This window comes from Streptomyces sp. SAT1, from assembly GCF_001654495.1.
GTDB classification, from domain to species: domain Bacteria; phylum Actinomycetota; class Actinomycetes; order Streptomycetales; family Streptomycetaceae; genus Streptomyces; species Streptomyces andamanensis.
This window is the reverse complement of record NZ_CP015849.1, coordinates 1,502,501-1,513,882: the sequence shown is the minus strand read 5'-3', so window position 1 is coordinate 1,513,882 and position 11,382 is coordinate 1,502,501. Positions and strand designations below refer to the sequence as shown.

Genomic DNA, 11,382 nt, shown 5'->3' with positions numbered 1-11,382 from the left:
CGGAGCCTGGAATAGTTCAGCACGATGTTCGACATCCCTAGACTCCCCGCGACGGGGGCAATTCGGGGGACAACTCAGTGGGGCTTGGAGTGCCGGAACTCGTACTGGAAACACATGGACGGACCTGGACGCTCGATCCGTCCCGGACCTACACCCTCGGCCGTGATCCGCAGGGTGACATCGCATTCGACGACGCCAGGGTCTCCTGGCGCCACGCCACGGTCAGCCACAACGGCCGCAGTTGGGTGATCGAGGACCACGGCAGCACCAACGGCACGTTCGTGCGGGGGCAGCGGGTCCAGCAGACGGAGATCGGCCCGGGTTCGGCCGTCCACCTCGGCAACGCCACCGACGGCCCGTGCCTGAACCTCTCGGCCGCGGCGGCGGCCGCCGCCGCACCGCAGGCGCAGCAGCCCTACGCCGCGCAGGGCGCCGGGGCGGGCTGGGCCGGGCAGCAGGCGCAGCAGCCGCCGGCCGTCCAGCCGGACCCGCAGGCCGGCTGGCAACAAGCCCAGGCCCAAGCCCAGGCCCAGGCACCGCAGGCGGCGGCGATCCCGCAGCAGCCGGTGCCGCAGCAGGGCCCCGGTGGTGGCGCGGGGGCGCCGCCGGCCCACGGCGACCGCAGCCCCACCACGTTCCACCAGTTCTCCCTGGGCCGTGTGATGCGCATCGGCCGTGCCCTGGAGAACGACCTGGTCGTCTCCGACCTCCAGGTCTCCCGCAATCACGCGGAGTTCCACGCGACGCCCGACGGCCGCATGGAGATCCGCGACCTGGGCTCGCACAACGGCACGTACGTCAACGGTCAGCCGATCACCAAGGGCGGCTCGGCGACGCTCGGCCCGACCGACATCGTCGGTGTCGGCCACTCGACGTTCCGGATCGTCGGCGACCGCCTGGAGGAGTTCGTCGACACCGGTGAGGTGTCCTTCTCCGCCCGTCATCTGACCGTCACGGTCGACGGCGGCAAGCAGATCCTCAAGGACGTCTCGTTCGGCGTCCCGGAGAAGTCGCTGATCGCGGTCATCGGCCCGTCCGGTTCCGGCAAGTCGACCCTGCTCAAGGCGCTCACCGGCTACCGCCCGGCCGACCAGGGCGAGGTCCTCTACGACAACCGGAACCTGTACAAGCAGTTCGCCGAGCTGCGCCAGCGCATCGGTCTGGTCCCGCAGGACGACATCCTGCACAAGGAGCTGACCGTCAAGAAGGCCCTGAAGTACGCGGCCAAGCTGCGCTTCCCGGCCGACACCACGGGCGCCGAGCGCGACGCCCGTATCGACGAGGTGCTGCGCGAGCTGAAGCTCGACCCGCACAAGGACAAGAAGGTCACCTCGCTCTCCGGCGGCCAGCGCAAGCGCGTCTCGGTCGCCCTGGAGCTGCTGACCAAGCCGTCGCTGATCTTCCTGGACGAGCCGACCTCCGGCCTCGACCCGGGCATGGACCGCGATGTGATGACGCTGCTGCGCGGCCTCGCCGACGACGGCCGCACCGTCCTGGTCGTCACCCACTCGGTGGCCGAGCTGGCCATCTGCGACAAGCTCCTGGTGATGGCGCCGGGCGGCAGCGTCGCCTACTTCGGTCCGCCCGAGGAGGCGCTGAACTTCTTCGGCTACGAGAGCTGGGCCGACGTCTTCTCGGCGTTCGAGAACTACCGCGACTACGACTGGGCGGGCCGCTGGAAGGGCTCGCAGCACTACCAGATGTACGCCGCGGACATCGACGCGGTCGCCCCGCAGTCGGCGGCCGTGCCGCCGCCGCAGGCCATCAGGCCGCCCAAGCCGCAGGCATGGGGTTCGCAGCTGTTGACCCTGATCCGGCGGTATGTGTCGGTGATCGTCTCCGACAAGGGCTTCCTGGCGCTGACGGTGATCCTTCCGGCGGTGCTCGGCGCGGTCAGCCTGCTGATCGACCACGAGAAGGGCCTGCTGGTCAACCCGATCAACTCGCGGACGCATCTGCCCACCCCGAACGGCACCGCGACCACGGTCCTGCTGATCCTCGCGGTCGGCGCGTGCTTCGCGGGCGCGGCGAACTCGGTGCGTGAGCTGATCAAGGAACGGGTGATCTACGAACGGGAGCGGGCCACCGGCCTGTCCCGGTCGGCGTACCTGATGTCGAAGGTCGTCGTGCTCGGCCTGATCACCGTGCTCCAGGGGCTGATGGTCGGCCTGATCGGCTTCTCCAGCCGGGAGATCCCCGGCAAGGGGCTGGTCCTGGGCAGTGCCACGCTCTTCGAGCTGTGCCTGCCGATCATGGCGCTCGGCTTCACCTCGATGATGGTGGGCCTGGTCATCTCCTCGCTGGTGAAGACCGCCGAGAAGACGATGCCGCTGCTGGTGATGTTCGCGATCATCCAGGTCGTGTTCACCGGCTGCCTGTTCACGCTGCACGGCACGCTCGGCGTCAACGAGTTCTCGTACCTGATGCCCTCGCGCTGGGCGGTGGCGGGCGCCGGCACCACGCTGGACCTCAACAACATCGCCCCGAACGTCGACGACCCGACCAGCACCGACCCGCTGTGGGACCACACGGTCTCGGCCTGGAGCCTCGACATGGCCGCGCTGATCGCGCTCGGTGTGGTCTGCGGCTTCCTGGTGGCGCGCTTCCTGCGCCGCCACGAGCCGGAGGTCATGCGCAAGTGACGGCCGGCGCACCCCGCGCGCGGTGAGACGCGAGCGGTGACACGGGCCGCGGGGGACCGCGGCGCACCGTGCGAAGAGCGGCGAAGGGCGGCACCCGTACCGGGTGCCGCCCTTCCGCGTCGTGCCGTCAGAGGTCCGCGCCGACCCCCTGGGGTCAGTACGCGCTGTTGACGTTGTCGATCGAGCCGTAGCGGTGGGCGGCGTAGTTGGCCGCGGCGGTGATGTTGGCGACCGGGTCGTAGATGTTCGTCGGCGTGCCGGGCACGTGGTAGGTGTTGAAGGTCGGCTGGATGACCTGGAGCAGGCCCTTGGAGGGTATGCCGTTGCGGGCGTTGATGTCCCAGCCGTTCATGGCCATCGGGTTGCCCGAGGACTCCCGCATGATGTTGCGGTGCAGGCCGCTGTAGGAGCCGGGGATGTTGTGCTGGCGCATGATCGACAGCGACTTGCGGATCCAGCCGTCGAGGTTGTTGCCGTAGCTGGTGGCCGCGGCGACCGGCTCCATGCGGGGACGCCCGGCGGACCGGGAGGCGGCCTTCTCGGCCTTGCGGGCGGCCTCCGCCTTGTGGCGGGCCGCGGCCGCGGCCTTGTGCTGCGCGGCGGCGGTACGGGCCTTGTGCTGCGCGGCGGCCTGCTTCTTGGCCTCGATGGCCTGGATCTTGACGCTGGTGCCGGCGAGCTGGTCGGTGACGCTGGCCTTGACGTCCTTGACCGGCTGCGAGCCGATCTGCACCGGGGCCGCCACGGTGTCGGCGGACGCGGTGGTGTGGTCGCCGCCGGGGACGGCGGTGAAGGCGATCGCGGCGGCACCGAGGGCGGCGACAGAGGCGACGGCGGCCTTGTGGGTACGGGTCAGGGCACGACTGGATCGGGGGATGCGGAAGTTTGCAGGCATGGTGAAACGGACCTCTTCGAGTAGCGCGGAGGTCGCTCTCCGGACTGCGGGAGGGGGTCCTTCCCACACGAACGCCGCGAACGGAAATCCGCGGCGCTGAGCGACGAGAGCAATTCTTAGCTGCCGCAAAATCCGAGGGCAAAGGTGTGACGTACGAAGCCGGGTAGTGGATCAGGAAGCGACAAAACGGGACAGAGTGGGATACCTGTCCCGTTCACCGGGGGAAGGTCCTCTCCTATGCCCCTTCGTACGTGATGTGCGCCCTATGTGCGTCCTCACATGGGGGGCGGGTCATTCTCACAGTTCGTTGCCGTCGCAACGCATTGTGTGAGTGGCCTCCTCCGCAGGGAGGAGACGAGCGCGGCCGACGTAGTGCCATGGGCGTGCCCGCGTACGGCCTCCGCACGACCACGCACGGCCGCGTGCGACCACGCAGGGCCGTATACGACGACACACGGCCGCGTACGGCCGCGCGCACGGCCTCGCTCCGGCCTGCCCCACTCCCGCCGCGCCCCCGTCCCCTGTCCCTGTCTCTGTCCCCGTCCCCTGTCCCCGTCCCCTGTCCTCGTCTCCGTCCCCGTCCCCAGACCTAGGTCCGGCGGCCCCGCGGAGGCGTCCGCAGGTCCCATCCCCCTGTCACACCGCGCCGGTACCGTGAGGTCATGAGTCAAGGCCCCCGGTCCGGCCTCGGTGCGGTGAGTGCCGCGCTGCTGGCCATGAGCAGGCACCTGGAGGTGCGCGACGTCCTGAAGACGATCGTCGCCTCGGCCCGCGAGCTGCTCGACGCGCAGTACGCCGCGCTCGGCGTCCCGGACGACCACGGCGGCTTCGCCCAGTTCGTGGTCGACGGGGTCAGCGAGGAGCAGTGGCGGGCCATCGGCCCGCTCCCGCGCCAGCACGGCATCCTCGCCGCGATGCTGCACCAGACGGAGTCCGAGCGCCTGGCGGACGTGCGCACCGACCCGCGCTTCGGGGGCTGGCCGGCCGCCCACCCGGAGATGTCCGACTTCCTGGGCCTGCCCATCCGCGACGGCGACGAGGTCATCGGGGCCCTGTTCCTGGCCAACAAGCGCTGCCCCAGGCCGGCCGGCGGCTGCGGCTTCACGGAGGAGGACGAGGAACTGCTCGCCCTCCTCGCCCAGCACGCCGCCATCGCCCTCACCAACGCCCGCCTCTACGAGCGCAGCCGCGAGCTCACCATCGCCGAGGAGCGCTCCCGCCTCGCCCACGAGCTGCACGACGCGGTCAGCCAGAAGCTGTTCTCCCTGCGCCTGACCGCCCAGGCCGCCGCCGCCCTCGTCGACCGCGACCCGGTGCGCGCCAAGGGCGAGCTCCAGCAGGTGGCCGTGCTCGCCGCGGAGGCCGCCGACGAGCTGCGCGCCGCCGTGGTCGAGCTGCGCCCGGCCGCCCTCGACGAGGACGGCCTGGTCGCCACCCTGCGCACCCAGATCCAGGTCCTCGACCGCGCGCACAGCGCCCGTGTCACCTTCACCGCCCGCGGCTTCCGCGCGCTGCCGGCCGCCCAGGAGGAGGCCGTGCTCCGGGTCGCCCAGGAGGCCCTGCACAACGCGCTGCGCCACTCCGGCGCCGCGCATGTCGACGTCACCCTGGACCGCCGCGGCCCCGGCGCCGTCCTGCGCGTCACCGACGACGGCACCGGCTTCGACCCGCGCGCGGTGCGCCGCGCCGGACGCCATCTCGGCCTGGTCTCCATGCGGGACCGGGCGAGCGGCGCCGGCGGCACGCTCACGGTGGAATCGGCGCCCGGCAAGGGCACCACGATCGAGATGGAGGCCCCGGGTGGCTGACGCAATCAAGGTGCTGGTCGTCGACGACCACCAGGTGGTCCGCCGGGGCCTGCGCACCTTCCTGGAGGTGCAGGACGACATCGAGGTGGTCGGCGAGGCGGCCGACGGCGCCGAGGGCGTGCAGCGGGCCGAGGAGCTGAGACCCGACGTGGTCCTCATGGACGTCAAGATGCCCGTCATGGACGGCGTCGAGGCGCTGCGCAGGCTGCGCGAGCTGGGCAACGCCGCGCGCGTGCTCATCGTCACCAGCTTCACCGAGCAGCGCACCGTGGTCCCGGCCCTGCGCGCGGGCGCCGCCGGGTACGTGTACAAGGACGTGGACCCCGACGCGCTCGCCGGCGCCATCAGATCCGTGCACGCCGGTCACATCCTGCTCCAGCCCGAGGTCGCCGGCGCCCTGCTGTCCCAGGAGGACACCGGCCTCGGCCAGGGCCGCGGCACCTCCCTCACCGACCGGGAGCGCGAGGTGCTGGGCCTCATAGCGGACGGCCGCTCCAACCGCGAGATCGCCCGCGCCCTGGTCCTCTCAGAGAAGACCGTCAAGACCCACGTGTCCAACATCCTGATGAAGCTCGACCTGGCGGACCGCACCCAGGCCGCGCTGTGGGCCGTACGCCACGGTGCGGCCGGCTGACCCGGCCGCACCGGCACCGCGCACGGCACCTGGCACATGGCGCACGCACACGGCCCACGGCACACGGCGCATGGCGCACGGCAACGGAACGTTCCGTTCCGGACTGAGATTCATACCGTCGTGGGAATGTCCCCCGGATGGCGCAACCTCCGGGGTCCCCGGCCGTTCTCCAGTGCGTGCCGCGGCGACTGCCGCGGCGGACACCAGAAGGGCTTGGAACGTGAAGAACCTGAAGAAGGCAGCGGCCGTGACGATGGTGGCCGGCGGACTCATCGCCGCCGGTGCCGGAATGGCCTCCGCCGCCGACGGCGCCACGGCGGCCGGTGCCGCCAAGGGCTCCCCGGGCGTCGTCTCGGGCAACACCATCCAGGTGCCCGTCGCCGTCCCGGTCAACGCCGTCGGCAACAGCGTCAACGTCATCGGCGTCCTGAACCCGGCCTTCGGCAACCTCGGTCTCAACCGCTGAGAACGGCGCCACACCGATGCCCACGGCCTCCCGGGTCCACCCCGGGAGGCCGGTCGGCTCAGCACACCCCGCGCACCGCCCCCACCGCTTCTACCGCGTGCCCCTCTCCCGCTTCTCCCGCTCCTCGATCACGGAGTTGTACGCCGCCACCTGCGCCCGCCGCGCCGTACGCTCCACCGGCCGCAGCGCGGCCCCCCGCGCGGCCATCTCCGACGCGCTCACCGCGCCGCCGTGCCCGTTGCCGTACGCCAGCGACACCAGCAGCCCCACCCGCTGCGCCAGCTCCAGCACCCGCACCGCCCGCGGCGGATACCCGGGCGCGAGCACCTCGCGGCCCCGCTCGGCCCGCGCCCGGTAGGCGTCGAGTGCCGCCTCCGCCACCGGCCCCGACCCGGCGACGTCCAGCCGCGACAGCACCTCGGTCGCCTCCCGCAGCGCCTCGGCCAGTTCCCGCTCGGCCTCGCCCAGCGACGGCACGTCGGCGGGCGGCGCCTCCCGCGCCGGCAGCACATGCCAGACCACCTCGGCGTGCACATCACCCGCCGGCCCCGCCTCGTGCACCTCGGGCACCAGCCCGAGCGCGACACCGTGGCACACCACCGCCTCACCGGCCTCCAGCGCCCGCGCGTTGAACTCCGGCGGACCGCTCAGCCCCAGCGGATGACCCGGCACCGGCAGCGCCACCCGCAGGGCACCCGCCCCGAGCGCGCGCAGCCGCCCCAGCGCGAGCGTGAGCCCGACCGGCCCCGACTCGCCGGGCAGCCCCGCCACCCGGTGGACGGCGTCCTCACCCACCACGGCGAGCACGGCGTCGTCCGGCGCGACAAGTCCGGCAAGAAGGGCATTTCCCCAAGCTGCGAGGCGTCCTGAACGCGGTTCCGAGAGCATGCGTCCACCCTAAGGACCGGACCGATGGAACAGCCCGCCCGGCCGGTGGCGTAGATTCGGTGGGGGCTGCGCCCACCGGCGCGGCGGACCGAGCCACAGGCGTACGCGACAGCCGAGACCGGCGGCACACTGCAAGGGGAGACAACGCGCTCATGAGCGATGTTCTGGAGCTTCAGGACGTATCCGTGGTCCGCGAGGGCCGGGCTCTGGTGGACCAGGTCTCCTGGTCGGTCAAGGAGGGCGAGCGCTGGGTCATCCTCGGCCCGAACGGCGCCGGCAAGACCACCCTCCTGAACGTCGCCTCCAGCTACCTCTACCCCAGCAAGGGCACCGCCACCATCCTCGGCGAGACCCTCGGCAGGCCCGGCACCGACGTCTTCGAACTGCGCCCCCGCATCGGCGTGGCCGGTATCGCCATGGCCGAGAAGCTCCCCAAGCGCCAGACCGTCCTGCAGACCGTGCTGACCGCCGCCTACGGCATGACCGCCGGCTGGCAGGAGGAGTACGAGGACGTCGACGAACAGCGCGCCCGCGCCTTCCTCGACCGCCTCGGCATGACCGACTACCTTGACCGGCGCTTCGGCACCCTCTCCGAGGGCGAGCGCAAGCGCACCCTGATCGCCCGCGCCCTCATGACCGACCCCGAACTGCTGCTCCTGGACGAGCCCGCCGCCGGACTCGACCTCGGCGGCCGCGAGGACCTGGTCCGCCGGCTCGGCCGGCTGGCCCGCGACCCGATCGCCCCCTCCATGATCATGGTCACCCACCACGTCGAGGAGATCGCGCCCGGCTTCACCCACGTCCTGATGATCAACCAGGGCAAGGTGCTCGCCGCCGGACCGCTGGAGCTGGAGCTGACCTCCCGCAACCTCTCCCGCTGCTTCGGCCTCCCGCTCGTCGTCGAGCAGGTCGGCGACCGCTGGACCGCCCAGGGCCTCCCGCTCTCCTGACCCGCGCCGAACTCCCCGCCCGGACAGCCGACTCGCCTCCCGCCGCCGTCGACGGCCGCCCCCTCGGCCCCGGTTGACGACCGCTTCCCCGAACCCTGCACCGAGCCACCCCCCGTGCGCCCTGTCGGTCACGCGACCCGCGGTCCTACCATGACCATGTGAACGACATCGACGCATGGGTGTGGTGGCTCGTCGGCGCGGCTGCGCTCGGAATCCCGCTCGTGGTGACCGCGATGCCCGAGTTCGGCATGCTCGCGGTCGGCGCCGTCGTCGCCGCGATCGCCGCTGGACTCGGTTTCGGGACCGTCGTCCAGGTCCTCGCCTTCCTCGCCGTCTCCGTCGCCCTCATCGCCGTCGTACGCCCCATCGCCGCCCGGCACAGCAGGCAGAGTCCCCGACTCGCCACCGGCATCGACGCGTTGAAGGGCAGGCAGGCCCTCGTGCTCGAACGCGTCGACGGCGCCGGCGGACGGATCAAGCTCGCCGGCGAGACCTGGTCCGCACGGGCGCTCGACCCCGACCGCAGCTACGAGCCCGGGGCCGAGGTCGACGTGGTCGAGATCGAGGGAGCCACCGCCATCGTCATATGACCTGCGCCGAACACCCCACGAGGCGGTCGACGGTCTGTCAGACTCGACCAGCAAGATCTTCAACAGCCGCAGAGCCCATAAGATCTTCCTAGAGCGCCGAGGCGGAGAGGGGACAGGGAACCCACGATGGAACCGGTCATCATCGTCCTGATCATTCTGGTGGTGTTGGTCTTCATCGCCCTGATCAAGACCATCCAGGTCATCCCACAGGCCAGCGCGGCCATCGTGGAGCGCTTCGGCCGCTACACGCGGACACTGAACGCGGGCCTCAACATCGTCGTCCCGTTCATCGACACCATCCGCAACCGCATCGACCTGCGCGAACAGGTCGTGCCGTTCCCGCCGCAGCCGGTGATCACCCAGGACAACCTGGTCGTCAACATCGACACCGTCATCTACTACCAGGTGACCGACGCCCGCGCCGCGACCTACGAGGTCGCCAGCTACATCCAGGCGATCGAGCAGCTCACCGTCACCACCCTGCGCAACATCATCGGCGGCATGGACCTGGAGCGCACCCTCACCTCCCGCGAGGAGATCAACGCGGCCCTGCGCGGCGTCCTCGACGAGGCCACCGGCAAGTGGGGCATCCGCGTCAACCGCGTCGAGCTGAAGGCCATCGAGCCGCCCACCTCCATCCAGGACTCGATGGAGAAGCAGATGCGCGCCGACCGTGACAAGCGCGCCGCCATCCTCCAGGCCGAAGGTGTGCGGCAGTCCGAGATCCTGCGCGCCGAGGGCGAGAAGCAGTCCCAGATCCTGCGCGCCGAGGGTGAGGCCAAGGCCGCCGCGCTGCGCGCCGAGGGCGAGGCCCAGGCCGTCCGTACGGTCTTCGAGGCCATCCACGCCGGCGACCCGGACCAGAAGCTGCTCTCCTACCAGTACCTCCAGATGCTGCCGAAGATCGCCGAGGGCGACGCCAACAAGCTCTGGATCGTCCCCAGCGAGATCGGCGACGCCCTCAAGGGACTCTCCGGCGCCATGGGCAACTTCGGTCCCCTGGGCGGCAATTCGGGCGGCGGCGGCAACGGCGGCGGCAGCACCGTACCGGCCCAGAACGACGGCAGGAACGCCCCCGCCGAACGCCGCGAGAAGCCCTTCATCGACTGAGGCGCCGGGCCGTCAGGACTCCGGGCCAGCGGGCCAGAGGACACCGGGCCAGAGGACACCGGGACAGCGGAGAACGGGCACCCGGAGACACGGGTGCCCGCGGCCGGTGGACCGGAGGACGTCAGGCGGCCTCGCGGGCCAGCCAGTCCGGCAGCGCCGCACGGTCGTCCGCGCCCAGCGCGAACAGCATCGCGTCCGCCGGTGTCGGCTCGAACGGCTCCCGCAGCAAGGGCATCCCCGCCTCCTGAGGAGTCCGGTCCGCCTTGCGGTGGTTGTCCTCCGCGCACGAGGCCACCGTGTTCAGCCAGGTGTCCTGCCCGCCGTGCGACCGCGGTATGACATGGTCCACGGTCGTCGCCCGCCGCCCGCAGTACGCGCACCGGTGCCGGTCACGCACCAGGACACCCCGCCTCGACCACGGTGCTTGTCTTCGGAAGGGCACCCGTACGTACCGGCACAGCCGGATCACCCGGGGCGCGGGGATGTCCACCGCGGCCCCGCGCATCCGCAGTTCGGGGTGGGCCTGCTCGACGACGGCCTTGTCCTGGAGCACCAGCACCACGGCTCGGTTCAACGTCACCGTCGACAGCGGCTCGAAGCTCGCGTTCAGCACCAGCGTGTCCCGCATCCGGCCCACCTCCCGTGTGCACCTGCCCACCCCCCGGCGGGCCCGGCTCAACTCTCTACGGGCGCGTCGGGATGGACAACGCAATAAAAATGCCCGCCTCCGATCACTTCCAAGACCAGAGGCGGGCAAACGTTCCGTGAACGCGAAATCGCGCGGCGGGGGGCTCAGCTTTCGGCGGGCACCTCGTACTCACCGATCAGCTGCGCCCGCGCCAGCGTGTGGAACCGCAGGTTGAAGCCCACCACGGCGGGCGAGGCGTCCGCGTCCGGACCGAGCTTGTCCTGATCGACGGCGTACACCGTGAAGACGTACCGGTGCGGCCCGTCCCCGGGCGGCGGCGCGGCACCGCCGAAGTCCTTCGACCCGTAGTCGTTGCGCGCGTGCACCGCGCCCTCGGGCAGGCCCTCGAACCTCCCGCCGCCCGCACCCGCCGGCAGCTCCGTCACCGAGGCCGGGATGTCGAACACCACCCAGTGCCAGAACCCGCTGCCCGTCGGCGCGTCCGGGTCGTAGCAGGTGACGGCGAAGCTCTTGGTCCCGGCCGGGAAACCCTCCCAGCGCAGCTGCGGCGAGGTGTTCCCCACCGACTGGACCTGGGCGTCCTTGAGCCTCGCGCCCTCCTGCACGTCGTCGCTCGTCACCGTGAACGACGGCACGGGCGGGTGGAAGTCGTGGGGGAGTGGCCGCCGCTTCAGCTCGGGCACCTCGGTACCTCCTGGTCGTTCTGATCGTTCCGGCTGTCGGTACCGACCTTACGGCCTTGCTAGAACC

12 protein-coding genes (1 of these 12 running past the window's edge) are annotated in these 11,382 nt (G+C 71.4%); 7 read left to right on the top strand and 5 right to left on the bottom strand.

The features are described from left to right. Positions 1-89 precede the first annotated feature (89 nt). On the top strand, positions 90-2,642 hold the full coding sequence (locus A8713_RS06620) for an ABC transporter ATP-binding protein/permease (protein ID WP_064532124.1): 2,553 nt from the start codon (positions 90-92) through the stop codon (positions 2,640-2,642). 154 nt (positions 2,643-2,796) lie between these two features. On the opposite strand, the gene A8713_RS06615 is transcribed toward A8713_RS06620, so the two are convergent. After that, on the bottom strand, positions 2,797-3,537 hold the full coding sequence (locus A8713_RS06615) for a transglycosylase SLT domain-containing protein (protein WP_064532122.1): 741 nt from the start codon (positions 3,535-3,537) through the stop codon (positions 2,797-2,799). Positions 3,538-4,199: 662 nt separating this feature from the next. Here A8713_RS06615 and A8713_RS06610 point away from each other — a divergent pair. From A8713_RS06610 to A8713_RS06600, 3 genes are all read left to right on the top strand, one after another. Further along, a complete protein-coding gene (locus tag A8713_RS06610) occupies positions 4,200-5,345 on the top strand; it encodes a GAF domain-containing sensor histidine kinase (protein ID WP_064532120.1) in 1,146 nt (381 codons plus the stop codon). Beyond that, entirely contained in the window at positions 5,338-5,979 is a 642-nt protein-coding gene (locus tag A8713_RS06605; RefSeq protein ID WP_064532118.1) for a response regulator, read from the top strand. Before A8713_RS06610 ends, A8713_RS06605 begins: the two co-directional genes overlap by 8 nt. A gap of 220 nt (positions 5,980-6,199) precedes the next feature. Further along, positions 6,200-6,445: a chaplin gene (locus tag A8713_RS06600; protein WP_064532116.1), complete on the top strand. Its 246-nt coding sequence runs from the start codon at positions 6,200-6,202 to the stop codon at positions 6,443-6,445. A gap of 90 nt (positions 6,446-6,535) precedes the next feature. Here the strand turns inward: A8713_RS06600 and A8713_RS06595 are convergent, their stop codons facing one another. After that, a complete protein-coding gene (locus A8713_RS06595; protein WP_064532114.1) occupies positions 6,536-7,333 on the bottom strand; it encodes a hypothetical protein in 798 nt (265 codons plus the stop codon). Positions 7,334-7,485: 152 nt separating this feature from the next. On the opposite strand from A8713_RS06595, the gene A8713_RS06590 reads away from it, so the two are divergent. The 3 genes from A8713_RS06590 (at position 7,486) to A8713_RS06580 (ending at position 9,983) form a co-directional block, all read left to right on the top strand. Next, entirely contained in the window at positions 7,486-8,283 is a 798-nt protein-coding gene (locus A8713_RS06590; protein ID WP_026252519.1) for an ABC transporter ATP-binding protein, read from the top strand. Between the two features lie 158 nt (positions 8,284-8,441). Further along, positions 8,442-8,873, top strand: coding sequence for an NfeD family protein (locus A8713_RS06585; protein WP_064532112.1), 432 nt, complete (start codon positions 8,442-8,444; stop codon positions 8,871-8,873). A gap of 126 nt (positions 8,874-8,999) precedes the next feature. Next, positions 9,000-9,983, top strand: coding sequence for an SPFH domain-containing protein (locus tag A8713_RS06580; RefSeq protein WP_064532110.1), 984 nt, complete (start codon positions 9,000-9,002; stop codon positions 9,981-9,983). 121 nt (positions 9,984-10,104) lie between these two features. Here the strand turns inward: A8713_RS06580 and A8713_RS06575 are convergent, their stop codons facing one another. The 3 genes from A8713_RS06575 to A8713_RS06565 all read right to left on the bottom strand — a co-directional run. After that, on the bottom strand, positions 10,105-10,611 hold the full coding sequence (locus A8713_RS06575; protein ID WP_064532108.1) for an HNH endonuclease: 507 nt from the start codon (positions 10,609-10,611) through the stop codon (positions 10,105-10,107). A 164-nt stretch (positions 10,612-10,775) separates the two neighbouring features. Next, complete coding sequence (locus tag A8713_RS06570; protein ID WP_064532107.1) at positions 10,776-11,315, bottom strand: YbhB/YbcL family Raf kinase inhibitor-like protein; 540 nt, start codon at positions 11,313-11,315, stop codon at positions 10,776-10,778. 59 nt (positions 11,316-11,374) lie between these two features. Further along, positions 11,375-11,382: the 3' portion of a sporulation protein gene (locus tag A8713_RS06565; protein ID WP_064532105.1), read on the bottom strand. The gene runs 775 nt beyond the window's last position; the window shows 8 of its 783 coding nt (coding positions 776-783); its start codon lies beyond the right edge, outside the window; its stop codon occupies positions 11,375-11,377.

What these genes read in the sequence shown, in the direction of transcription:
- A8713_RS06615 (WP_064532122.1), bottom strand. Translation starts at nt 3,537, where the DNA reads ATGCCTGCAAACTTCCGCATCCCCCGATCCAGTCGTGCCCTGACCCGT.
- A8713_RS06610 (WP_064532120.1), top strand. Translation starts at nt 4,200, where the DNA reads ATGAGTCAAGGCCCCCGGTCCGGCCTCGGTGCGGTGAGTGCCGCGCTG.
- A8713_RS06595 (WP_064532114.1), bottom strand. Translation starts at nt 7,333, where the DNA reads ATGCTCTCGGAACCGCGTTCAGGACGCCTCGCAGCTTGGGGAAATGCC.
- A8713_RS06590 (WP_026252519.1), top strand. Translation starts at nt 7,486, where the DNA reads ATGAGCGATGTTCTGGAGCTTCAGGACGTATCCGTGGTCCGCGAGGGC.
- A8713_RS06580 (WP_064532110.1), top strand. Translation starts at nt 9,000, where the DNA reads ATGGAACCGGTCATCATCGTCCTGATCATTCTGGTGGTGTTGGTCTTC.
- A8713_RS06575 (WP_064532108.1), bottom strand. Translation starts at nt 10,611, where the DNA reads ATGCGGGACACGCTGGTGCTGAACGCGAGCTTCGAGCCGCTGTCGACG.